Raw genomic sequence first — 22,465 nt, 5'->3', positions numbered from 1 at the left:
GAGTGAGGGAACGTCGCCATGGTCACCACCTCCGGGCCCCTGGAGCCTTCGCAGCCCTCGGAACCCGCCCTGTCGGTCCGGCAGGTCCTCACCCTGGAGCGGGTGCTCGCCGGGGAGCCGGAGGTGGTGGCCGGCACCGGTCAGCTCGACCGGCCGGTGCGCTGGGTGCACGTCGCCGAGGCGCCGGACGTCGGAGTGATGCTCAGCGGCGGCGAGATGGTGCTCACCACCGGGGTGCTGCTCGCCGGGGACGAGGACAAGCAGGCCGAGTACATCCGCTCCCTGCACCGGGCCGAGGCGGCGGCCGTCGTCCTGGGCCTCGGCCGGGCGTTCCCCGCGCCGCCGGACGTGATGCGCCGGGCGGCCGAGCGGTGCGGGCTGCCCATGGTGGTCCTGCACCGGCCGTTCCCCTTCGCCGAGCTGACCGAAGAGGTCCAGTGCCGGCTCGTGCGGCGGAAGTTCGCCGCCGTCAGCCTCTCGGAGTCCGTACGGACCGCCCTCACCGGACTCATCACCGCGGGCGCCCCGCTCCAGCGGCTCCTCGACGAGATCGCCTCGCACAGCGCCTGCCCCGTCGTCGTCACCAACCTCGCCCACCGCGTCCTCGCCACGGCCGGTGAGCGCTCGGCCGTGGACGACGTGCTGCGCGACTGGGAGCGCATCGCCCGGCAGGCCGGCGGCAACGAGGGCGACGGCTGGATCCGCGCCGAACTCGGCGGACGCGGCGAGCGGTGGGGCCAGATCACGCTGTGCGGGTACCGCGGCGACACCGCCACCGGACGGCTGCTCGCCGACCGCGCCGCCGAGGCGCTCGTCCTGCACCGCATGCTCGGCGGCACCTCCGCGCACACCTGGGAGGAGCAGTCCGCGCAGAGCCTGCTGACCGACCTGGTCAGCGGGGTCGTACCGGCGAGGCAACTGCTGCCCCGCGCGCGGGCCGCCGGCCTGCCGGTCAACCGGCGTGCCTTCGTTCCGCTGGTCGTGCGCCATGGTGACGCGGCCCGACTGGAGCGGGTTCTGCGGCTGTTGGGGCTGTCCGGGATCGTCGCCGAGCTCGCCGACGGAGCCACCGCCGTGCTGCTCAGCCTCGCCCGGGACCAGGATGCCGCCGTGCTCGCCGCGAACTTCGCGGGCCGGGTGCGTACCGAGTCGGGGGAGGCCCGGACCGTCGTGGCCGCCGCCGACGCCCGTACCGCGTGGGACGACGTGCCCGCCGGACTGCGCGAGGCCCAGCATGTCGCCGACGCCGTCGCCGACTCCTCCGCCGCCCTCGACCTGCCGGCCGTCGTACGCCTCAAGGACGTCCATCTGCGCGGCCTGATCCGGCTGTTGCGGGACGACCCGCAGGTGCAGTCCTTCGCGGAGCGGGAACTGGACGGGCTGCTGTGCGCGGCCGACGAGGACATGCTGTCCGTGCTGCGGACCTATCTCGCGACCGGCCGCAACAAGTCCCGCACCGCCCAGCTCCACCATGTCTCACGGCCCGCGCTCTACCGGCGCCTGGAGGCGATACAGACCCGGCTCGGCGTCGACCTCGACGACTTCGAGCAGGCCGCGTCCGTCCACATCGCACTCCTCGCGCATGACGCGCAACAGAGCTGAAACCTGCCACGACCTGGGAAAACGGCGGTGAAACATGAGACCACGACAGGGTGACACCGTGGCACGCCGCACGCCCTCAGACGTGACACCGTGCAACTCAAACCGCCGCTCCGGACTTCCTAGCCTTCTCGCACACCGAGCGACCGGAGGTCCCGATGAGCCGAGTGATTCGTGCCGCCCTCTTCCAGACCGCCTGGACCGGCGACAAGGAATCGATGATCCAGGTACACGAGCAGGCGGCCCGCGACGCGGCCGCGCAAGGGGCTCAAGTGCTGTGTTTCCAGGAGCTGTTCTACGGGCCGTACTTCTGCCAGGTGCAGGACAAGGCGTTCTACGAGTACGCCGAGCAGATCCCCGAGGGTCCGACCGTGCGCCGCTTCCAGGCGCTCGCCAAGGAACTCGGCATCGTCCTCGTCCTGCCCATGTACGAGGAGGAACAGCCGGGCGTCCTCTACAACACCGCCGCGGTGATCGACGCGGACGGCTCCTACCTCGGCAAGTACCGCAAGACCCACATCCCCCAAGTGCAGGGATTCTGGGAGAAGTTCTACTTCCGTCCGGGGAACAGCGGCTGGCCCGTCTTCGAGACCGCCGTCGGGAAGATCGGCGTCTACATCTGCTACGACCGGCACTTCCCGGAGGGCTGGCGCGCCCTCGGCCTGGCCGGTGCCGAGATCGTGTTCAACCCCTCGGCCACCTCCCGCGGCCTCTCCCGCTACCTCTGGCAGCTGGAGCAGCCGGCCGCGGCCGTCGCCAACGAGTACTTCGTGGGCGCGATCAACCGGGTCGGCGTGGAGGACCTCGGCGACAACGACTTCTACGGCACCACCTACTTCGTCGACCCGGAGGCCCAGTTCGTCGGCGAGGTGGCCGGCGACAAGGAGACCGAACTCGTCGTCCGCGACCTGGACCTGGCCAAGCTACGGGAGGTCCGAGACCGCTGGCAGTTCTACCGGGACCGCGCACCGGGAGCGTACGGCCCCCTGACAGCACCGTAAAAGCGCCGGCAGGGCAGCCCGCCTAGGGGCGCGGGGCTGTATCGACATGCGGCTCCGCCGCGCGGGCGCGACCAGCCCCACACATCCGGCACATGACCACCGAGGGAGAGGACCCATGACCGGCCGAACAGTAATCCGCGGCGGCCTCGTCATCACCGCATCCGACGAGACACACGCCGATGTCCTGATCGAGGACGGCCGCATCACCGCCCTCGCCGCCACCGGAACATCCGTCGCCGAGGCCTGGACGGCCGACCGAACCATCGACGCCACCGGAAAATACGTCATCCCGGGCGGCGTAGACGTCCACACCCATATGGAGCTGCCCTTCGGCGGCACCTTCGCCTCCGACACCTTCGAGACCGGCACCCGCGCCGCCGCCTGGGGCGGTACCACCACGATCGTGGACTTCGCCGTGCAGAGCGTGGGCCACACCCTGCGCGAGGGCCTCGACGCCTGGCACGCCAAGGCCGAGGGCAACTGCTCGATCGACTACGGCTTCCACATGATCGTCTCCGATGTGAACCAGGAGACGCTCAAGGAGATGGACCTGCTGGTGGAGGAGGGCGTGACCTCCTTCAAGCAGTTCATGGCGTACCCGGGCGTCTTCTACTCCGACGACGGCCAGATCCTGCGCGCCATGCAGCGCTCCGCCGAGAACGGCGGCCTGATCATGATGCACGCCGAGAACGGCATCGCGATCGACGTCCTCGTGGAACAGGCGCTGGCGCGCGGCGAGACCGACCCCCGCTACCACGGGGAGGTGCGCAAGGCCCTGCTGGAGGCCGAGGCCACCCATCGCGCCATAAGGCTCGCCCAGGTCGCGGGCGCCCCGCTGTACGTCGTGCACGTCTCGGCCATGGAGGCAGTGGCCGAGCTGGCACGGGCGCGCGACGAGGGGCTCAACGTCTTCGGCGAGACCTGCCCGCAGTACCTGTTCCTGTCGACCGACAACCTCGCCGAGCCCGACTTCGAGGGCTCGAAGTACGTGTGCAGCACACCGCTGCGGCCCAAGGAGCACCAGGCCAAGCTGTGGCAGGGGCTCAGGACGAACGACCTCCAGGTCGTCTCCACCGACCACTGCCCCTTCTGCTTCGTGGGCCAGAAGGAGCTGGGACGCGGCGACTTCTCGAAGATCCCCAACGGTCTGCCCGGCGTCGAGAACCGGATGGACCTGCTCCACCAGGCCGTCGTCGACGGCCACATCTCACGCCGCCGCTGGATCGAGATCGCCTGCGCCACCCCGGCCCGGATGTTCGGCATGTACCCCAAGAAGGGCACCATCGCGCCCGGCGCGGACGCCGACGTCGTGATCTACGACCCCCAGGCCGAGCAGGTCATGTCCGCCGTGACGCACCACATGAACGTCGACTACTCGGCGTACGAGGGCAAGCAGACCACCGGCCGGGTCGAGACGGTCCTCTCGCGCGGCGAACCCGTCATCACCGAGCGGGAGTACACCGGGCGCGCCGGGCACGGCGTCTACACCCCCCGCTCCACCTGTCAGTACCTCAACTAGGAGCGGAGCCCATGGACTTCGGACTCGTCCTGCAGACCGACCCGCCGGCCTCGCGGGTCGTCAGCCTGATGAAACGCGCCGAGCGCAGCGGGTTCAGCCACGGCTGGACCTTCGACTCGGCGGTGCTGTGGCAGGAGCCGTTCGTCATCTACAGCCAGATCCTCGCCAACACCCAGACGCTCAAGATCGGCCCGATGGTGACCAACCCGGGCACCCGCACCTGGGAGGTCACCGCCTCCACCTTCGCCACCCTCAACGACATGTTCGGCAACCGCACCATCTGCGGCATCGGCCGCGGCGACTCGGCCATGCGCGTCGCCGGCCGCAAGCCCAACACCCTGGCCCGGATCAGCGAGGCCATGAAGGTCATCCGCGCGCTCGGCAGCGGCCGCGAGGCCGACCTGGGCGGCGGCACGGTCGTCAGGTTCCCCTGGATCAAGCCCGGCGCCGAACTCCCCGTCTGGATGGCCGCGTACGGCCCGAAGGCCCTGAAGATGACCGGCGAGGAGGCCGACGGCTTCATCCTCCAGCTCGCCGACCTCTATCTGACCGAGTACATGGTCAAGGCCGTGAAGGACGCGGCGGTCGCGGCCGGCCGCGACCCCTCCGAGGTGAAGATCTGCGTCGCCGCTCCCGCGTACGTCACCGAGGACGACTCGCCCGAGGCCCTCGCCCACGCCCGGGAGCAGTGCCGCTGGTTCGGCGGGATGGTCGGCAACCATGTGGCCGACCTGGTGTCCAAGTACGGCGAGCACTCCGCCGCCGTGCCCGACGAACTCACCGAGTACATCAAGGCGCGTGAAGGGTACGACTACTCCCACCACGGCCGTGCCGACAATCCGGACACCCAGTTCGTTCCCGACGAGATCGTCGACCGGTTCTGCGTCATCGGCCCGGTCCAGAAGCACATCGAGAAGCTGAACGCGCTGCGTGAGCTGGGCGTCGACCAGTTCGCCGTCTACGACATGCACGACGCGCAGGAGGCGGTGATCGACGCGTACGGCTCGTCGGTCATTCCGGCGGTCAACAACTCCTGACGTATGTCGGCGAGTTGAGGGCCACAGCACCGCAACACCGCTCCACCCGACCCCCCCACACCTTGTCACCCTCCCCGCGGTCCCCGGCCTCCCCGCCGCCCCGGGGAGGGGCCCAAGGCCCCCGCACGGCCTTTCTCATCCCGTCCCGCCCTGTCGATTGGCCTGCTCATGACCGAAACAGTCCCCACGGGGTCGCCGATAGCCCAGTCCGCCGACGCCGGCGGACGTGTCGAACTCGCCCCCGAGGCCTTCCCCGCCGACAGCCCCTTCGCCAACGAGGACCTGCGTCCCGTCCCGGTCGCCGAGCGCAAGTGGACGACGTACAACTTCGCGGCCCTGTGGATCTCCATGGCCCACTGCATCCCCAGCTGGACCCTGGCCTCCGGCCTGGTCGCGCTCGGCATGGACTGGAAGCAGGCCGTCTTCACCATCGCCCTGGCCAATGTCATCGTGCTGCTGCCGATGCTGGCCACCGGGCACGCCGGTCCCAAGTACGGCATCCCGTTCCCGGTGCTGGCGCGGGCCTCCTTCGGGCTGCGGGGCGCCAACATCCCGGCGCTGATCCGGGCGGCCGTGGCCTGCGGCTGGTTCGGCATCCAGACCTGGATCGGCGGCAGCGGCATCTTCGCGCTGGGCTCCAAGCTCACCGGGGGCGGCTGGGAGAACGCCGGGAAGATCGCGGGCAACCCGTGGCCGCTGTGGCTGTGCTTCCTCCTCTTCTGGGCGCTGCAGATCGCGATCATCTACCGGGGCATGGACTTCCTGCGGCACTTCGAGAACTGGGCCGCGCCCTTCGTGATCGTCGGCGCGTTCGTGCTGCTGATCTGGATCGCGGTCAAGGCGGACGGGTTCGGCGCGCTGCTGGACCAGCCGTCGAAGCTGGGCTGGGGTGCCGACTTCTGGCCGGTCTTCTTCCCGTCCCTGATGGGAATGATCGGCTTCTGGGCCACTCTGTCGCTCAACATTCCTGACTTCACGCGCTTCGGCGCCAGCCAGAAGGCGCAGACCTGGGGCCAGTCCCTCGGCCTGCCCACGACGATGACGCTGTTCGCGATCCTCGCCGTGCTGGTCACCTCCGGCTCCGAGGTCGTCTACGGCGAGGCGATCTGGGACCCGGTCGCCCTCGCGGCCAGGACGGACAACGCCTTCGGACTGCTCTTCGCCCTGGTCATCGTCCTCGTCGCGACCGTCTCCGTGAACATCGCCGCCAACGTCGTCTCACCGGCGTACGACCTCGCCAACCTGGCGCCGAAGCTCATCAACTTCCGCACGGGCGCGCTGATCACGGGTGTCGTCGGCATCCTGATCTTCCCGTGGAAGCTGATCTCGACGCCGGAGTTCTACATCTTCACCTGGCTCGGCGTGGTCGGCGGCCTGCTCGGCACGGTCGCGGGCATCCTGATCGCCGACTACTGGATCGTCCGCCGTACGGTCCTGCACCTGGCCGACCTGTACACGCCCGGCGGACGCTACTGGTACTCGTCCGGCTGGAACTGGCGGGCGATCGTCGCCTTCCTCGTCGGCGGTGTCCTCGCGGTCGGCGGCTCGTACTCGGGCGTGGGTGCCGACGGGGCGAAGACCGGACCGTTCCCGGCGGACGGACTGATCCCGTTCCTCAAGCCGCTGGCCGACTACGGCTGGGCGGTGGGCCTGGGTGCCTCGCTGGTGCTGTACGTGGTGCTGATGGCCGGCCACCGCGAACGCGCCGCCGTCTGAACCGGACGGACGGCTGCGGAGGACGGCGGTGGAGGGCGGCCTCGGAGGGCGGTCAGCCCTTCTGGCCGTCCTCCAAGGCGGCCACCGCCTCCCGGGCCGCCTTGATCGCGCCCTTGTTGATCTCGTCCGTGTCGGGTGCCTTCTTCGACTCGAAGTCACTGCCGCTGTAGGTGATGGAGACCAGAGCGTTGGACACGCGGACCAGCACCACGCCCTCGCGGGTCTGCTGCTTGTCCTCGGTGGTGAGGTTGACGACCGAGTATCCCGAATCGCCGATGCCCGGGACGTCACCGCCGCCGCTGCGGTCCGCGACCCGCTCCTTGTAGGACTTCTCCGCCGCCTCGTCCGACTTGGTGATCTCGAAGGACACGTCCAGCCACCGGTAGTCGTAGCCCTTGAGCGCGTTCCACGAGCAGGTGCGGCGCAGCTTGGAGTCGGTCGACGGGATCTCCTTGCCGGCCGTCTTGGCGCCCGGGACGAGCGCCTTTATCGACTTCGAGCCCAGGCTGCCGCAGGGTGAGGGAGCGGCGGCGTACGTCTTCGACACGGCCGCCGTCGCGGGCGCCGTGGGCGAGTCGTCGCCGCTCTTCTGGGTCGCCTGGTCCTCGGCCGCCGGGGTCGCGGCGAGCGGTCCGGACGACAGCGCCCAGCCCGCCGCGGCGAGCACGACGACGGGCGACAGACGCGCGGTGAGGGCGAGCGGCAAGGGCAGAGAACGCACGGCGCACTTCTCGTGGGGGACGGTGCGGAAGGAGTCCGCACTGCGGACGGGACGCCAGTGTCACATGACTCCCTGTGGGGCGGAAGTGCCAACTCGCTCCGTGCTGACGCCATTACAGAAGGGCGGCGAAGAGGCGGCAATTACGGGGTGTCCTGGGCGAGTTACCTGGCCTCTTGGGTGATTTGAGCGCAGATAGCGCTTTCGATTCGGTCCACCGCCACAAAGGCGCCGTACGCGACGAGATGCACCAGACAGTGATCGGTGTGCTCCGGCCTGCGCCACGCCCGCACGTCCTCGTCGGTGATGCGGTACGGGGCCAGGGCGGCCAGCAGCGCCAGGCGTGCCCCCGGACGCTCCCGGCGGTCCGGGAACCCGTCCGGGGCGAGCGGCGGATGCGAGCCGTCCCAGTCCTGGAGGGTCTGCTCCACCAGGTCGTGGTCGTCGGCGTCCAGCAGCCCGGCGCCCCGCATGGCCGCCCTGAGCAGCGCCGCGTACGCGATCCCGACGGGCGTGCCCTGCGCCCAGGCGGGGGCCTCGCCGGGGTCGACGGGGTCGAGCAGCTGGAGGGAGGTGCCGGGGCGGGCGGGACGGCGCACGGTGCGGGCGAGGGTGCGGCCCGCCAGGCTGCGGACCGCCCGAAAACGCTGGGCGCCCGCCGGCAGCAGGTTCTCGGTCAGCAGGGCCGACGCGATCCGGTTGATGAAGTGGAAGGTGAGCGCGGTGCCGAGATAGGCGGGCGCGTGCTCGCGCGGGAAGGGGTACGGCTCCAGGGCGGCGCCCGGCACGCGCGTGTGCTCGCCCCACGCCAGCACCCGCGCGTGTTCCTCGTTCTCCGGCCGCTCCCCGCGGGCCAGACGTTCGGCCAGCGCGTGGTCGCCGGTGGCGTGCAGGAGCACGGTGTGCGCGTCCACGCAGAACGGGCACCTGTTGGCCAGGGACACCCCGAGGGCCGCCAGTTCCCTGCCGGTCCGGCTGCCCGCCCCAGCGATGAGGGACTCGCGCATCAACGCCCAGGTGGGGGCGAGGAGTTCGGGCGCGGAGGACAGGACCACGAAGGTGACGGGTTCGGCGATGCCGAAGTCGAGGGCTATCTGCGCGTACACCTCGGCGACGGTGCCGGTGGCCGACCTGGGCGGGAGGGGTTCGGTGAATCGGAAGGGTGTGGTCATGGGCAGCAGCGTGCGCCGCCGGGGCGGCCCGGGTCGTCGTACCGCCGAAGACAGTCGGCGCTGCGACGGCGGGGCGGGTCGGCGCCCGGCACTACTACGCGGGGAGTAGTCGCGGAGCCGTCCACAGGGCTGACGCCGCTGTCGGTGGGACGGTCTACTGTGCGGGCATGAGGGGGTACCGGATCACACGCGAGCGGCTCGGCGACCTGACCGTCGCGGTCGTGGTCGGCGTGATCACCGTGCTCGCCGCCGTCGCGGACGACCGGGCGGGGCCCGTGGACTGCGCGCTGATCGTGGCCGGTTCGCTGGCCCTGGCCGCGCACCGCACCGCCCCGCGCGCCGTCCTCGCCGTCACCACCTCCGGCCTGCTCGCCGACGTCGTCCTCGCCGGGCCCGCCGCCGGGCTGGCCGTGCCCGTCGTGGGCGCGGTCCACACGGCGTCCCGGACCGGCCACCGGGGCACAGCGGCGGCCGCGGCCGCCGTCTTCCTCGGCGGGTACGCGGCGGCGGGCTCGGCGACCTCGGACATCGTCCGCGAGACACTGCTGCTCGCCGGCTGGTTCCTGTGCGCGGTGGTCACGGGCCTCGCCGACCGCAACTGGCAGGCGTACCTGCGACAGACCGAGCAGCGCGCCCTGGAGGCCGAACGCACCCGGGAGGAGGCGGCGCTGCGCCGGGCGGGTGAGGAACGCCTGCGCATAGCGAGGGAGTTGCACGACTCCCTCACCCACAGCATCTCCATCGTCAAACTCCAGGCGGGCGTCGCCGTGCACCTGGCCCGCAAGCGCGGCGAGGAGGTGCCGCCCGCCCTGCTAGCCATCCAGGAGGCGAGCGGCGAGGCCATGCGCGAGCTGCGGGCCACCCTGGAGGTGCTGCGCACCGACGAGCCGACCGGGACTCCCGCGCTGCTGGTGGAGCGGGCGCGGGCGGCCGGGCTGGCGGTCGACCTGACGGTGACGGGGGAGGAGCGCCCGCTGACGGCCACCGTGGACCGGGCGATGTACCGCATCGTCCAGGAGGCCCTCACCAACGCGGCACGGCACGCGGGACCGGCCAAGGTCAGCGTGCGTCTCGCCTACGCGGACGGTGACCTGACGGTGTTCGTCGAGGACGACGGCGCCGCCGACCCGTCCCGTCCGCCCACGCCCGGCATCGGCCTGACCGGCATGCGAGAGCGTGTCACGGCCCTCGGTGGCACCTTGGACGCCGCCCCGCGCGAGCAGGGAGGCTTCGCGGTACGGGCGCGGCTGCCGCTGGGGGAGGCGGGATGACGGACGGGGTGATCAGGGTGGCGCTCGTCGACGACCAGGCGCTGATGCGGGCGGGCTTCAGGGCGCTGCTGGAGGCCGAGGACGGCATCGAGGTGGTCGGCGAGGCGGCGGACGGCGAGCGAGGGCTGGCACTGGTCCGCGCCCAGGTTCCGGACATCGCGCTGATCGACGTGCAGATGCCGGTCATGACGGGCATCGAGGCGACCCGCCACATCGCCGCCGACCCGGCCCTGTCGGGTGTGCGCGTGGTGATCCTCACCAACTACGGGCACGACGAGTACGTCTTCGAGGCGCTGCGGGCCGGCGCGAGCGGCTTCCTGCTGAAGGACACCGATCCGGCCGACCTGCTCCAGGCGATCGAGGTGGTGGCGGGCGGCGAGGCACTGCTGTCCCCGGCGGTGACCCGCACCCTGATCGGCGAGTTCGTCTCCCGCCCACCCGACCGGGCCACCGCCCCCGGCCTGGAGTGTCTGACCCGCCGCGAACGCGAGGTGACGGCGCTGGCGGCGCGCGGGCTGACCAACGAGGAGATCGCCGAGCACATGGTGATCAGCCCGTTCACCGCGAAGACCCATATCAGCCGGGCGATGACGAAGCTGGGCGCCCGCGACCGCGCCCAACTCGTCGTGTTCGCCTACGAGTCGGGGCTGGTGGCGCCGCGCAGTACCGACGCGTCGGCGCTCTGAGCCCCTGCCCCGTGCCCGTCACCGAACGCCGCGAGGATCCGCTCCGCGGCGAGCGTCGCCGTCAACTCACCGTCCCTGACCTGCTGTTCGAGCTCCGGAGTCACCGCCCGCACCGCCGGGTCGGCATGCAGCCGGCCGAGGAGCTCGTCGCGCACCATGGTCCACGTCCAGTCGACCTGCTGGTCGCGTCGCTTGGCGGCGAGACGGCCGGTGGAGTCGAGCAGGGAACGGTGCTGTTCGAGACGCTCCCAGACGGCCTCCAGACCGATCGACTCGCGCCCGCTGCAGTGCAGCACGGGTGGCGTCCAGGCGGCGTCCTTGCCGTGCATCAGCCGGAGCGCGCCCGACAGTTCGCGCGCGGCGGCCTGCGCGTCCCGCTCGTGCGGGCCGTCCGCCTTGTTGACGGCGAGCACGTCGGCCAGTTCCAGGACGCCCTTCTTGATGCCCTGGAGCTGGTCGCCGGTGCGGGCCAGCGTCAGCAGCAGGAAGGAGTCGACCATGTTCGCGACCGCGGTCTCCGACTGGCCCACCCCGACCGTCTCGACCAGCACCACGTCATAACCCGCGGCCTCCATCACCACGATCGACTCACGGGTCGCCTTCGCGACCCCGCCCAGCGTGCCCGCCGTGGGGGAGGGCCGGATGAAGGCCGCCGGATCGACCGCCAGGCGCTCCATCCGCGTCTTGTCGCCCAGGATCGACCCGCCCGTACGGCTCGACGAGGGGTCGACGGCCAGGACCGCGACCCGGTGGCCGAGCCCGGTGAGCATCGTGCCGAACGCGTCGATGAACGTCGACTTCCCGACCCCCGGCACCCCGCTGACGCCGATCCGGCGCGCCTTCCCGCTGTACGGCAGCAGCTCGGTCAGCAACCGCTGGGCCAGCACCCGGTGTTGGGGCCGGGTGGACTCGACGAGGGTGATGGCGCGGGCGACGATCGCCCGCTTCCCGTCGAGCACACCCTTGACATACGCATCGAGTTCGATCGCCATGGACTCAGACGCCGTGCCCGAGGTCGGCCGCCAGCCGCTCCACCAGGTCGTGGGCCGCGTCCGGGATCACCGTCCCGGGCGGGAAGACGGCCGCCGCACCCATCTCCAGCAGCGTCGCCACGTCCTGCGGCGGGATCACCCCGCCGACCACGATCATGATGTCCTCGCGGCCCTCCTCGGCCAGCGCCTCCTTGAGCGCCGGGACGAGGGTGAGGTGCCCGGCGGCCAGCGACGACACCCCGACGATGTGCACGTCCGCCTCGACGGCCTGGCGGGCCACCTCGGCCGGGGTCTGGAACAGGGGGCCGACGTCGACGTCGAAACCGAGGTCGGCGAAGGCGGTGGCGATCACCTTCTGACCGCGGTCGTGGCCGTCCTGGCCCATCTTGGCGACCAGGATGCGCGGGCGGCGGCCCTCGCTCTCCTCGAAGGCGTCCACGAGGGTACGGGTGCGGTCCACGGACGGCGACTCCCCGGCTTCGTTGCGGTACACCCCGGAGATCGTACGGATCTGGCTCGCGTGCCGCCCGTACACCTTCTCCAGGGCGTCCGAGATCTCCCCGACGGTGGCCTTGGCGCGGGCCGCGTTCACCGCCAGCTCCAGCAGGTTGCCCTCACCGCCGGCCGCCCGGGTGAGCGCGTCCAGCGCGTCCCGGCAGGCCGTCTCGTCCCGCTCCTCGCGCAGCCGCCGCAGCTTGGCGATCTGCTGGGCGCGCACCGAGGAGTTGTCGACCTTGAGCACGTCGATCTGCTCGTCGCTGTCGACGCGGTACTTGTTCACGCCGATCACCGGCTGGCGACCGGAGTCGATCCGGGCCTGGGTGCGGGCGGCGGCCTCCTCGATGCGCAGCTTCGGGATGCCGGCGTCGATCGCCTTGGCCATGCCGCCGGCCGCCTCCACCTCCTGGATGTGCTGCCAGGCGCGCCGGGCGAGGTCGTACGTCAGCTTCTCCACGTAGGCGCTTCCGCCCCACGGGTCGATGACCCGGGTGGTGCCGGACTCCTGCTGGAGGAGCAGCTGCGTGTTGCGGGCGATGCGCGCCGAGAAGTCGGTCGGCAGGGCCAGCGCCTCGTCGAGGGCGTTGGTGTGCAGCGACTGCGTGTGGCCCTGCGTCGCCGCCATCGCCTCGACACAGGTGCGCGTGACGTTGTTGAACACGTCCTGCGCGGTCAGCGACCAGCCCGACGTCTGCGAATGGGTGCGCAGGGACAGCGACTTGGAGTTCTTCGGGTCGAACTGCTTGACCAGCTTCGCCCACAGCAGGCGCGCCGCGCGCAGCTTGGCGACCTCCATGAAGAAGTTCATTCCGATCGCCCAGAAGAACGACAGCCGGGGCGCGAACGCGTCCACGTCCAGGCCGGCCTCCCGGCCCGCGCGGATGTACTCCACGCCGTCCGCGAGCGTGTACGCCAGCTCCAGATCGGCCGTCGCACCGGCCTCCTGGATGTGGTAGCCGGAGATGGAGATGGAGTTGTAGCGGGGCATCCGCTGCGAGGTGAACGCGAAGATGTCGGAGATGATCCGCATCGACGGCTTCGGCGGATAGATGTAGGTGTTGCGGACCATGAACTCCTTCAGAATGTCGTTCTGAATGGTCCCGGCCAGCTTCTCCGGCGGTACGCCCTGCTCCTCCGCCGCCACGATGTACAGCGCCAGCACCGGCAGCACGGCGCCGTTCATCGTCATCGACACGGTCATCCTGTCGAGGGGAATCCCGTCGAACAGCTGCCGCATGTCGTAGATCGAGTCGATCGCCACGCCCGCCATGCCGACGTCACCCGTCACCCGCGGGTGGTCGCTGTCGTAACCCCGGTGCGTGGGCAGGTCGAAGGCGACCGACAGGCCCTTCTGACCGGCCGCCAGGTTGCGGCGGTAGAACGCGTTGGACTCCTCGGCGGTCGAGAAGCCGGCGTACTGCCGGATCGTCCAGGGCTGGTTGACGTACATCGTCGGGTACGGGCCGCGCAGATACGGGGCCATGCCGGGGTAGGTGCCGAGGAAGTCCAGGCCCTCCAGGTCACGGCCGGTGTACAGCGGCTTGACCGCGATGCCCTCGGGGGTCTCCCACAGCGGCTCGTCGCCGCCCGTGGCCTGCTTGACGGCCGTACGCCACTCGTCGGCGCCGCCGCCGGTGGCCGGGGTCCCCAGTTCGATCCCGGAGAAGTCGGGGATTCCCATCAGGACACTCCCATGCGGTCGAGGGTGGCGGACAGCACGGCGACGGCGTCACAGCCCGCGAAGACGTAACTGTCGACATCGGTGTACTGCCCGGGCCGGCCCGCGAGGAACACGTGCGTGGCGCCCGCCGACCTGAACCCGGCGGCCACCGTCGCGGCCTGCTCCTCGTACAGGGCGTCGCTGGAGCACAGGCACACCTCGGTGGCGCCGCTCTCCTCGAAGGTGCCCTCGGTGACGGGCTCGACGCCGCCCGCCTGGAACAGGTTCGAGGCGAAGGTGAGGCGCGCGGTGTGGGCGGCGGCCGGGCCGAGCGCGGCCAGGAAGATCCGCGGCCGGGAGCCGGTGGCGGCCAGGTGGGCGTCGGAGCGGGCGCGCAGCGCCTCGTACGCCTCGTCGCGCCGGACCCGGGGGAGACCGCCGGACGGCGGCTCCGGCGCGGGCTCGCGCTCCACGGGCGGCTCGGAGAGGTACGGGAACTCGCTGACGCCGGTGACGGGTTCGCGCCGCTTGGCCAGCTTGCCGCTGCGCGCCTCCCAGGTGGCGGCCAGGTCCTGACGCAGCTGACCGGAGCGCAACACGGCGGCCTGGCCGCCCGCCTGCTCGATCCGCTGGAAGAACTCCCAGCCCGCACGGGCCAGTTCGTCGGTGAGGGACTCCACGTACCAGGAGCCGCCCGCCGGGTCGATCACCCGGGCGAGGTGCGACTCCTCGATGAGGATGGTCGAGGTGTTGCGGGCGATGCGCCGCGCGAACGCGTCCGGCAGACCGAGGGCGTGGTCGAAGGGCAGCACGGTCACCGCGTCGGCGCCGCCGACCCCGGCGGCCAGCGTGGCCACCGTCGTGCGCAGCATGTTCACCCACGGGTCGCGGCGCGTCATCATCACCGGCGAGGTGACGGCGTGCTGCACCTGCGCGGTCGGCGCCCCGCACACCTCGGTCACCCGCGCCCACAGCCGGCGCGCGGCGCGCAGCTTGGCGATGGTCAGGAACTGGTCGGCGGTGGCCGCGTACCGGAACTCCAGCTGCGCACAGGCCTGTTCGACCGTCAGTCCGGCCTCGGTGAGCTCCCGCAGATACGCGACGCCGGTCGCCAGCGAGGAGCCCAGCTCCTGGGCGGCCGAGCCGCCGGCCTCGTGATACGGCAGCGCGTCCACGGTCAGCGCCCGCAGCCCCGGGTACTCCTCGGCGCACAGCCGCGCCAGCGCGGCGACCGGCGCGAACGCCGAGGGCTTTCCGGTACGGGCCTCGTGGCCGAGGGGGTCCCCGCCGAGGTTGCCGCGCGCGGCCTCCTTGGCGACGCCCCGCTCCTCGTACAGCCGCAGCAACTCGCGGGCGGCGGGCTCCACGTCGGCTCCCGCGTCGAGGACGACGGGCGCGAGGTCGAGATAGACGCCGTCCAGGACCCGGCCGAGCGACGACACCGGGATGCCGCCCTCGCCGAGGACCAGCCAGAGCGAGGTGACGCCGTTCTCCAGGTCCGCGAGCGCCACACCGTCCGCGACCGCCGTGTGCCGCTGCCGCAGATCCCAGCCGCCGACCGTGGTGCCCTCGGCCCGGGAGCCGCGGACGAACGGGGCGAACCCGGGCAGGCCGGGGTCGGGCGCGGCATCGCGCGCGGTGAACAGCGGACGGGTACGGAGCCCGTCCTCCAGAGCTGTGGACAGGGCGTCTTCCGCTGCCGCGCCCGAGACGTCCTTGCCCGACTTGCGCAGCACACCTTCCACCAGGTGTTGCCACTGCTCATGGGTTGCGTCAGGGAACTCGGCGGCCAGCGAGAGCCCGTCGTCAGGCAGGACCGTCATGCTCGGATGCTAGGTCAGATCGACAAAGGAGCAGCAGAGGGCACGGCTGTGACCTTTCCCTCTCCGACGCTGTGACCTGGGTCTCCGGGGCGTCCCGGCCGGTGTTTGCGGGGGCTGGATCGCCTTGGGCCGGGCAGAAGTGTCGCGGGACGATCGATAGCCTGCTCGATGATCGGGCGACCCCGTGTCACCGGACTCCGGCTCCCGGACGCCGCACCCCACAGTACGACTCCGCACCGAGAATCTCCGCGAGGTGAGAGGCCACATGTTCACCACCCGCCCCACCCTCCAGGGCACCTTCGGCATGGTGTCCTCCACCCACTGGCTCGCCTCGCAGTCCGCGATGGCCGTGCTGGAACGCGGGGGCAACGCCTACGACGCCGCCGTGGCCGGCGCGTTCGTGCTGCACGTCGTCGAGCCGCATCTCAACGGACCGGCCGGTGAGGTGCCGATCCTCGTCGCCCCGACCGGCGGCGAGGTGCGCGTGCTGTGCGGACAGGGCGTGGCACCGGCCGGGGCGACCGTCGCCCACTACCGGGGGCTCGGGCTGGACCTCGTGCCGGGCACGGGCCCGCTCGCCGCCGCCGTGCCCGGCGCGTTCGACGCCTGGATGCTGCTGCTGCGGGACCACGGCACGAAGTCGCTCGCCGAAGTGCTCCAGTACGCCATCGGCTACGCCGAGCACGGCCACGCGCCCGTGGAGCGCGTCGGCGAGACCGTGGAGACCGTGCGGGAGCTGTTCGAGACGGAGTGGACCTCGTCGGCGGAGGTGTACCTGCCCGGCGGGAGGGCGCCCCGGCCCGGGGAGCTGCTGCGCAACCCCGCCCTCGCCGCCACCTGGAAGCGGCTGCTCGACGAGGTCGCCGGCGGCGGGGACCGGGTCGCCGAGATCGAGGCCGCGCGGGAGGTGTGGCGCACCGGGTTCATCGCCGAGGCCCTCGTACGGCAGTCCCAGCGCCCCACCAGGGACACCAGCGGCGAGCGGCACACCGGCACGCTCACGGCCGCCGACCTCGCCGGCTGGTCCGCGACCTACGAGGCGCCGGCGACGTACGACTGGAACGGCTGGACCGTGTGCAAGGCCGGCCCCTGGAGCCAGGGCCCCGTCCTCCTCCAGCAGCTCGCCCTGCTTCCGCCCGAGTTGCCCCGGTACGGGTCCGCCGAGTACGTCCATCTGCTGATCGAGGGCTGCAAGCTGGCCATGGCCGACCGGGAGGCCTGGTACGGGGACGCGGCCGAGGTGCCGCTCGCCGACCTGCTGTCCGACCGGTACAACGCGGCCCGCCGGGAACTGGTCGGCGAGAAGGCCTCCCACGAGCTGCGGCCCGGCAGCCCGGGCGGACGCGCCCCGCGACTGTGCGCCCACGCGCGCGTGGTGGCCTGCGACGAACCCGGCTTCGACGTGCTGGGCGTGGGCGAGCCGACCGTCGCCAAGAGCCCCACGTCGCCGGTGCCGGGCGAGCCCGACGTCTCCGCCGACGGCGCCACCCGGGGCGACACCTGCCACCTCGACATCGTCGACCGCTGGGGCAACATGATCGCGGCCACCCCGAGCGGCGGCTGGCTCCAGTCCAACCCGGTCGTCCCCGAACTGGGCTTCCCGCTCGGCACCCGGCTCCAGATGACCTGGCTGGAGGAGGGCCTGCCGAACTCGCTCACGCCGGGACGGCGGCCCCGTACGACGCTCACGCCCTCGATCGCCCTGCGCGACGGCGTGCCCGTCATGGCCTTCGGCACGCCCGGCGGGGACCAGCAGGACCAGTGGCAGCTGCACTTCCTCCTCGCGGTCGCCCTGCGCGCCCCGGTCCGCGGCGGCCTCGACCTCCAGGGCGCGATCGACGCCCCGAACTGGCACAACGACAGCTTCCCCGGATCCTTCTACCCGCGCGGGATGCGCCCGGGAAGCGTCACCGTGGAATCCCGTACGCCCGTCGAGGTGGTGGAGGAGCTGAGGCGGCGCGGGCACGAGGTGACCGTCGGCGACGCCTGGTCGGAGGGGCGGCTGTGCGCCGTCGCGCGGGACCCGGAGACCGGCGTGCTGTCGGCGGCGGCCAATCCCCGCGGGATGCAGGGCTACGCGGTCGGGCGCTGAGGACAGGCCCCTGACGCCGGGCCTTCGACGTCTGACCTGCTGATGTCCGCCCCTCATGTTCACGCCGAGGCCATCCGTCGGCCACCCGGCGGGCGGGGATTGTCAGTGGGGCGTGCTCTCATGGAGGGGTGATCGAAGAAAACGAAACCATCGACGAGTTTCTCGGCAGGCACGCGGCAGACGTGGAAGAAGCGGTCCGCAAGGCGGCAGCGGCCGAGATCATGCCCCGCTTCCGGCAGCTGGCCGACCACGAGGTCGACCAGAAGGCCGGACCGCACGACCTGGTGACCGACGCCGACCGGCTCGCCGAGAAGTACCTCACCGAGGCGCTCGGCGCGCTGCTGCCTGGCTCGGTCGTCGTCGGCGAGGAGACGGTGGACGCCGACCCGGCGTCGTACGAGGCGCTCCAGGGCGACGCCCCGGTCTGGATCGTCGACCCCGTCGACGGGACCCGCCAGTTCGTGCACGGCGACACAGGCTTCTGCACCCTGGTCGCGCTCGCCCAGCACGGCGTCGTGCTCGCCTCCTGGACCTACGCCCCCGCCCGCGACCAACTGGCCACGGCGATACGGGGCAAGGGCGCCCACCTCGACGGGGTGCGGCTGCGCTCCGGCGCGCCGGAGCCCGGCCGGGACCTGGACATCGCCACCTCCCACCCGGACTACACGACCGACGAACAGAAGCGCCAGCTGCTGGGCCTGTGGACCGACGGGGTCAGGCCGCGCCCCTGCGGTTCGGCGGGCCTCGAGTATCTCGCCGTCGCCCGGGGCGAGTTGGACGCGACCGCGTTCAGCTGGGACCTGGCCTGGGACCACGCCGCGGGCATCCTCCTGGTCGAGGAGGCGGGCGGCGCCCACCTGACCCACGCGGGCGAGCCCTTCCGCATCACGGGTGGTAACGCGCTGCCGTTCACCACGGCCCGGGACGCGGCCACGGCTCGCCGGGTCGCGGGACTGCTGTCGGCCGGACGCTGATCGTCCAACAGCCCGGCCGACCCCGTAACGAGACGGCCCCGCGTCCCCCCGGGTGCGGCACCGCACCCCTGCGCTGTCAGCACCCCGGCATATCCTGATCCTTCAATGGCCATCGGCTGACGAAGGAGTCCGAAGGTGCCGTCGATGCTCGATGCGGTCGTGGTGGGTGCGGGGCCGAACGGACTGACCGCTGCCGTGGAGCTGGCCCGCCGCGGCTTCTCCGTGGCCGTGTTCGAGGCCCGGGACACCGTCGGCGGCGGGGCCCGCACCGAGGAGCTGACCCTCCCCGGCTTCCGGCACGACCCGTGCTCCGCCGCGCATCCCCTGGGCATCAACTCGCCCGTGTTCCGGACCATGCCGCTCGACCGCTACGGCCTCGAGTGGCTGCACGCCGAGCTGCCCATGGCGCACCCCTTCACCGACGGCAGCGCCGCCGTGCTGTCCCGGTCCGTCGCCGAGACCGCCGCCTCCTTCGGCCCGCGCGACGCGGGCACCTACCGCAGGCTGGTCGAGCCGTTCCTGGCCAAGTGGGACACCCTGGCCCGGGACTTCATGTCCCTGCCCCTCACCGCGCTGCCCAGGGACCCGGTCACCCTCGCCCGGTTCGGCCTGGTCGGACTGCCCCCCTCGACCTGGCTGACGCGCCGCTTCCGCGACGAGCGGGCCAGGACGCTGTTCGCCGGCCTCGTCGCACACGTCATCGCCCCGCTGGGCGGCTTCGCCACCAGCGCCATCGGCCTGGTCTTCGCCCTCGCCGCGCACGCCCGCGGCTGGCCCGTGGCCCGCGGTGGCTCCCAGTCCATCTCCGACGCCCTCACCGCCTATCTGAAGGACCTCGGCGGCACCGTCCACACCGACTACGAGGTCAAGCGGCTCGACGACCTGCCGCCCGCCCGCGCGTACGTCTTCGACACCTCACCGACCGCACTGGCCCGCATCGCGGGCTTCGGCCGCTACTACGAGAACTACCGCTACGGCGCCGCCGCCTTCAAGATCGACTATGCGCTGGACGGCCCCGTGCCCTGGACCTCGCCGGAGGCGCGGCGGGCCGGCACCGTGCAGGTCGGCGGGAACAGCGCGGAGATCGGCGCCGCGCTGCGCGCCGCGTCCCGGGAGGGCCGGGCACCCGACAAGCCGTTCATGATCACGGTGCAGCCCAGCGTCGTCGACCCCACCCGGGCGCCCGAGGGCAAGCACGTCTTCTGGGCGTACGGCCATGTGCCCAACGGCTGGACCGGCGACCTCACCGACGCCCTCGAACGCCAACTGGAGCGCTTCGCCCCGGGGTTCCGCGATCGCGTCCTCGCACGCGCGACCGCCGGACCGGCCGAACTCGCGGCCCGCAACGCCAACTACGTCGGCGGCGACATCGCCTCCGGTGCGGCCTCCGGGCTCCAACTCCTGCTCCGGCCCAGGCTGTCGCTCTTCCCCTACCGCACCCCGCACCCGGCCGTCTACATCTGCTCGTCGGCCACCCCGCCCGGACCGGGCGTGCACGGCATGTCGGGGCACAACGCGGCCAAGGCGGTGTGGCGGCGGTTGCGGCAGGAGCCGTGAGCCGCTCGGCGGGGAGCGTCCAACTGCTCAAACGGCCTACGTTTACCGGGTGTTCGGGTGCCAGGGTAAGAAAGTTTCTCTGTCTACTTTGTCACTTCGCTTACCGGGAGGTAGGTACCTGAAGGGTCAGCAGCCGCGAGTAGGGTGCCGCCCATGAAAGATCGGAAAGCGGTTGCCCGCTGTGGATCCCGGTCTGCCGTGCGCCTCAGTGACCTCGCCGAACTTGTCAGAGCTCCGGCCGCGCTGAGTGTGCCCGGCGACGTGATCGCGGGAGCGGCCACCGCCGGACGCCCGCTGGGCGCCCGTACCTTCGGAGTGATCGGTTCCTCCGTCTGTCTGTACTGGGCCGGCATGGCCCTGAACGACTACGCCGACGCCGCGGTGGACTCCGTCGAGCGGCCGGGGCGGCCGGTGCCGTCGGGGCGGGTGCCGCGGCGCACGGCGCTTGCCGTGGCCGGAACGCTCACGGCGGCGGGGCTCGGTCTCGCCGCCGCGGCGGGGGGTCGGCGCAGTGTGGGTGTCGCGCTGCCGTTGGCGGGGCTGGTATGGGCGTATGACCTGAAGCTGAAGTCCACCCCGGCGGGGGGCTTCGCCATGGCGGGGGCTCGGGTGCTGGACGTGCTGGCCGGAGCGGTCGTGGCCGCGGGCGGGACGCAGCCGGTCGGGCGTGTGCTGCGGCGGGCCGCGGTGCCTGCGGGGCTGGTCGGGGTGCATACCGGGACGTTGATGGCACTCAGTCGGTATGAGGTCGGTGGGGCGCCTGCGCGGGTGCCTTCGGCGACGCTTGCGGTGTCCGCGGTGACGGCGCTGGCAGCGGGGGCCGTTCCGGTCTCGGGTGGCGCCTCAAGGGGTGCCGCGAGAGGCTGTTCGGCGTCTGCCGCGCCGTCGGGGCTTGTCGCGCAGTTCCCCGCGCCCCTTAAGGGGGTTGCCGGCGCCGTGACTTCCAAGAGGCTGCGGGCTGCCGTCGCCCTTGGTGGTGCCCTTGCCTATCTGGGGACCTACGGGGCCGCTCAGGTCCGGGCCATGCGGGAGCCGTCGGGGGAGAACGTGGGGCGGGCCGTGGGGGCCGGGATCATGGGGCTGATGCCCTTGCAGGCCGCGCTGACCGCGCGCGGTGGGGCGCCGGGGGTCGCCGCGGCGCTCGGTGTGATCCATCCCCTCGCGCGACGGCTCGCCCGGCGCATATCGCCCACCTGAGACCACCACACCTCCGTGTGAGGACCCGCAGCATGAGACCTCCCCCCACTTCCTCGTCCACTCCTCTCAAGTTCGGCTACGGCACCAACGGCTTCACCAACCACCGGCTCTCCGACGTCCTGGCCGTCCTCGCCGACCTCGGCTACGACGGCGTCGCGCTGACCCTCGACCACGGTCATCTCGACCCGTACGCCGACGACCTGCCCCGACACGTCGGCGACCTCGCGCGGCAACTCGCGCGGCACGGCCTGGATGTGACGGTGGAGACCGGGGCGCCGTACTTCCTCGACCCCTGGGGCAAGCACCTGCCCACGCTGATGTCCGACGGCTCCGAGCCGAGGGTCGACCTGCTGCGGCGCGCTCTGCGCATCGCCGCGGACCTCGGGTCGCCCACCGTGCATCTGTGCAGCGGTCCGGCGCCGCACGGGCTGCCGGAGCGGGACGCGTGGAAGCGGCTCGCGGCCGGTGTCGAGACCGTGCTGCAGACGGCGGAGGCGTACGGGGTGGCGCTGGCCTTCGAGCCGGAGCCGTACATGTTCGTCGACACCGTGGAACGCTGCCTGCGTCTCGCCCAACTGGTCGACGGGCACGAGCTGTTCGGGATCACCCTCGACATCGGCCACGCGCACTGCGTGGAGAATCGTTCCGTGCTCGACTGCGTGCACGACGCGGCGCCTCTTCTGCGCAACGTGCAGATCGAGGACATGCGGCGCGGCGTCCACCAGCACCTCGAACTCGGCGCCGGCGAGATCGACTTCCCGCCCGTCCTGGACGCCCTGCGCGCGATGAACCACCGCGGTCTGATCTCCGTGGAGATCCAGGGCGGCTCGCTCGACGCGCCCGAGGTCGCCCGCCGCTCGATCGAGTTCCTGCGCGCGATCGGCTAGGGCAGCGTGTTGCGAAAGTCCCGCCTGCCGGGCGACGCCTGGCACGCTCCCCCCAGCGGGGGCGCC

General features: G+C 71.9%; 17 protein-coding genes. 12 read left to right on the top strand and 5 right to left on the bottom strand.

Annotation, left to right across the window (positions count from 1 at the left end; all coding sequences use genetic code 11):
• The first annotated feature begins 18 nt into the window (after positions 1-18).
• The 5 genes from ACFZBP_RS02830 to ACFZBP_RS02810 all read left to right on the top strand — a co-directional run bounded on the left by ACFZBP_RS02830 (position 19) and on the right by ACFZBP_RS02810 (position 6,872).
• Positions 19-1,602, top strand: coding sequence for a PucR family transcriptional regulator ligand-binding domain-containing protein (locus tag ACFZBP_RS02830; RefSeq protein WP_391409498.1), 1,584 nt, complete (start codon positions 19-21; stop codon positions 1,600-1,602).
• A 155-nt stretch (positions 1,603-1,757) separates the two neighbouring features.
• Positions 1,758-2,600 carry a nitrilase-related carbon-nitrogen hydrolase gene (locus ACFZBP_RS02825; RefSeq protein ID WP_391409497.1) on the top strand — a complete coding sequence of 281 codons (843 nt, stop codon included), beginning with the start codon at positions 1,758-1,760 and terminating at the stop codon, positions 2,598-2,600.
• 115 nt (positions 2,601-2,715) lie between these two features.
• On the top strand, positions 2,716-4,119 hold the full coding sequence (gene hydA / locus ACFZBP_RS02820; RefSeq protein ID WP_383446976.1) for a dihydropyrimidinase: 1,404 nt from the start codon (positions 2,716-2,718) through the stop codon (positions 4,117-4,119).
• An 11-nt stretch (positions 4,120-4,130) separates the two neighbouring features.
• Positions 4,131-5,156, top strand: a complete 1,026-nt coding sequence (locus ACFZBP_RS02815; protein ID WP_391409496.1) for a TIGR03842 family LLM class F420-dependent oxidoreductase — start codon at positions 4,131-4,133, stop codon at positions 5,154-5,156.
• A gap of 168 nt (positions 5,157-5,324) precedes the next feature.
• Entirely contained in the window at positions 5,325-6,872 is a 1,548-nt protein-coding gene (locus ACFZBP_RS02810) for an NCS1 family nucleobase:cation symporter (protein ID WP_391409495.1), read from the top strand.
• A 52-nt stretch (positions 6,873-6,924) separates the two neighbouring features.
• Here ACFZBP_RS02810 and ACFZBP_RS02805 read toward each other — a convergent pair whose 3' ends face one another.
• Both ACFZBP_RS02805 and ACFZBP_RS02800 read right to left on the bottom strand, forming a co-directional pair.
• The gene (locus ACFZBP_RS02805) at positions 6,925-7,593 is read right to left on the bottom strand and encodes a hypothetical protein (protein WP_383446986.1); all 669 of its coding nucleotides are present in this window, start codon (positions 7,591-7,593) and stop codon (positions 6,925-6,927) included.
• A 161-nt stretch (positions 7,594-7,754) separates the two neighbouring features.
• The gene (locus ACFZBP_RS02800) at positions 7,755-8,762 is read right to left on the bottom strand and encodes a carboxymuconolactone decarboxylase family protein (RefSeq protein ID WP_391409494.1); all 1,008 of its coding nucleotides are present in this window, start codon (positions 8,760-8,762) and stop codon (positions 7,755-7,757) included.
• 167 nt (positions 8,763-8,929) lie between these two features.
• Here ACFZBP_RS02800 and ACFZBP_RS02795 point away from each other — a divergent pair, with 167 nt between their 5' ends.
• Positions 8,930-10,033 (top strand): histidine kinase, encoded by a 1,104-nt coding sequence (locus ACFZBP_RS02795; protein ID WP_391409493.1) that lies wholly within the window; start codon positions 8,930-8,932, stop codon positions 10,031-10,033.
• Positions 10,030-10,719: a response regulator gene (locus ACFZBP_RS02790; protein ID WP_391409492.1), complete on the top strand. Its 690-nt coding sequence runs from the start codon at positions 10,030-10,032 to the stop codon at positions 10,717-10,719. Before ACFZBP_RS02795 ends, ACFZBP_RS02790 begins: the two co-directional genes overlap by 4 nt.
• Here the strand turns inward: ACFZBP_RS02790 and meaB are convergent.
• The 3 genes from meaB to ACFZBP_RS02775 are packed head-to-tail and all read right to left on the bottom strand — an operon-like array spanning position 10,668 to position 15,692.
• A complete protein-coding gene (gene meaB / locus ACFZBP_RS02785; protein WP_391409491.1) occupies positions 10,668-11,711 on the bottom strand; it encodes a methylmalonyl Co-A mutase-associated GTPase MeaB in 1,044 nt (347 codons plus the stop codon). The genes ACFZBP_RS02790 and meaB overlap by 52 nt on opposite strands.
• A gap of 4 nt (positions 11,712-11,715) precedes the next feature.
• Positions 11,716-13,890 (bottom strand): methylmalonyl-CoA mutase, encoded by a 2,175-nt coding sequence (scpA, locus tag ACFZBP_RS02780; protein ID WP_391409490.1) that lies wholly within the window; start codon positions 13,888-13,890, stop codon positions 11,716-11,718.
• Complete coding sequence (locus tag ACFZBP_RS02775; RefSeq protein WP_383447000.1) at positions 13,890-15,692, bottom strand: methylmalonyl-CoA mutase family protein; 1,803 nt, start codon at positions 15,690-15,692, stop codon at positions 13,890-13,892. The genes scpA and ACFZBP_RS02775 overlap by 1 nt, the downstream gene beginning before the upstream one ends.
• Positions 15,693-15,957: 265 nt before the next feature.
• Between ACFZBP_RS02775 and ACFZBP_RS02770 the strand changes: the two genes are divergently transcribed.
• The 5 genes from ACFZBP_RS02770 to ACFZBP_RS02750 all read left to right on the top strand — a co-directional run bounded on the left by ACFZBP_RS02770 (position 15,958) and on the right by ACFZBP_RS02750 (position 22,399).
• On the top strand, positions 15,958-17,784 hold the full coding sequence (locus tag ACFZBP_RS02770) for a gamma-glutamyltransferase (RefSeq protein WP_391409489.1): 1,827 nt from the start codon (positions 15,958-15,960) through the stop codon (positions 17,782-17,784).
• A gap of 128 nt (positions 17,785-17,912) precedes the next feature.
• Entirely contained in the window at positions 17,913-18,758 is an 846-nt protein-coding gene (locus ACFZBP_RS02765) for an inositol monophosphatase family protein (protein WP_391409488.1), read from the top strand.
• 144 nt (positions 18,759-18,902) lie between these two features.
• The gene (locus ACFZBP_RS02760; RefSeq protein WP_391409487.1) at positions 18,903-20,315 is read left to right on the top strand and encodes an FAD-dependent oxidoreductase; all 1,413 of its coding nucleotides are present in this window, start codon (positions 18,903-18,905) and stop codon (positions 20,313-20,315) included.
• 198 nt (positions 20,316-20,513) lie between these two features.
• Positions 20,514-21,512 carry an SCO3242 family prenyltransferase gene (locus ACFZBP_RS02755; RefSeq protein WP_391409486.1) on the top strand — a complete coding sequence of 333 codons (999 nt, stop codon included), beginning with the start codon at positions 20,514-20,516 and terminating at the stop codon, positions 21,510-21,512.
• A 32-nt stretch (positions 21,513-21,544) separates the two neighbouring features.
• Positions 21,545-22,399 carry a TIM barrel protein gene (locus tag ACFZBP_RS02750; RefSeq protein ID WP_391409485.1) on the top strand — a complete coding sequence of 285 codons (855 nt, stop codon included), beginning with the start codon at positions 21,545-21,547 and terminating at the stop codon, positions 22,397-22,399.
• Positions 22,400-22,465 lie beyond the last annotated feature (66 nt).

Source organism: Streptomyces sp. NPDC008086, assembly GCF_042957325.1.
Taxonomy (GTDB): domain Bacteria; phylum Actinomycetota; class Actinomycetes; order Streptomycetales; family Streptomycetaceae; genus Streptomyces.
The sequence above is the reverse complement of the archived record's forward strand: the minus strand, read 5'-3'. Positions and strand labels throughout refer to the sequence as shown.

What these genes read in the sequence shown, in the direction of transcription:
- ACFZBP_RS02775 (WP_383447000.1), bottom strand. Translation starts at nt 15,692, where the DNA reads ATGACGGTCCTGCCTGACGACGGGCTCTCGCTGGCCGCCGAGTTCCCT.
- ACFZBP_RS02795 (WP_391409493.1), top strand. Translation starts at nt 8,930, where the DNA reads ATGAGGGGGTACCGGATCACACGCGAGCGGCTCGGCGACCTGACCGTC.
- ACFZBP_RS02760 (WP_391409487.1), top strand. Translation starts at nt 18,903, where the DNA reads ATGCTCGATGCGGTCGTGGTGGGTGCGGGGCCGAACGGACTGACCGCT.
- ACFZBP_RS02770 (WP_391409489.1), top strand. Translation starts at nt 15,958, where the DNA reads ATGTTCACCACCCGCCCCACCCTCCAGGGCACCTTCGGCATGGTGTCC.
- ACFZBP_RS02790 (WP_391409492.1), top strand. Translation starts at nt 10,030, where the DNA reads ATGACGGACGGGGTGATCAGGGTGGCGCTCGTCGACGACCAGGCGCTG.
- meaB (WP_391409491.1), bottom strand. Translation starts at nt 11,711, where the DNA reads ATGGCGATCGAACTCGATGCGTATGTCAAGGGTGTGCTCGACGGGAAG.
- ACFZBP_RS02750 (WP_391409485.1), top strand. Translation starts at nt 21,545, where the DNA reads ATGAGACCTCCCCCCACTTCCTCGTCCACTCCTCTCAAGTTCGGCTAC.
- ACFZBP_RS02830 (WP_391409498.1), top strand. Translation starts at nt 19, where the DNA reads ATGGTCACCACCTCCGGGCCCCTGGAGCCTTCGCAGCCCTCGGAACCC.
- hydA (WP_383446976.1), top strand. Translation starts at nt 2,716, where the DNA reads ATGACCGGCCGAACAGTAATCCGCGGCGGCCTCGTCATCACCGCATCC.
- ACFZBP_RS02815 (WP_391409496.1), top strand. Translation starts at nt 4,131, where the DNA reads ATGGACTTCGGACTCGTCCTGCAGACCGACCCGCCGGCCTCGCGGGTC.
- ACFZBP_RS02825 (WP_391409497.1), top strand. Translation starts at nt 1,758, where the DNA reads ATGAGCCGAGTGATTCGTGCCGCCCTCTTCCAGACCGCCTGGACCGGC.
- ACFZBP_RS02800 (WP_391409494.1), bottom strand. Translation starts at nt 8,762, where the DNA reads ATGACCACACCCTTCCGATTCACCGAACCCCTCCCGCCCAGGTCGGCC.
- ACFZBP_RS02810 (WP_391409495.1), top strand. Translation starts at nt 5,325, where the DNA reads ATGACCGAAACAGTCCCCACGGGGTCGCCGATAGCCCAGTCCGCCGAC.
- scpA (WP_391409490.1), bottom strand. Translation starts at nt 13,890, where the DNA reads ATGGGAATCCCCGACTTCTCCGGGATCGAACTGGGGACCCCGGCCACC.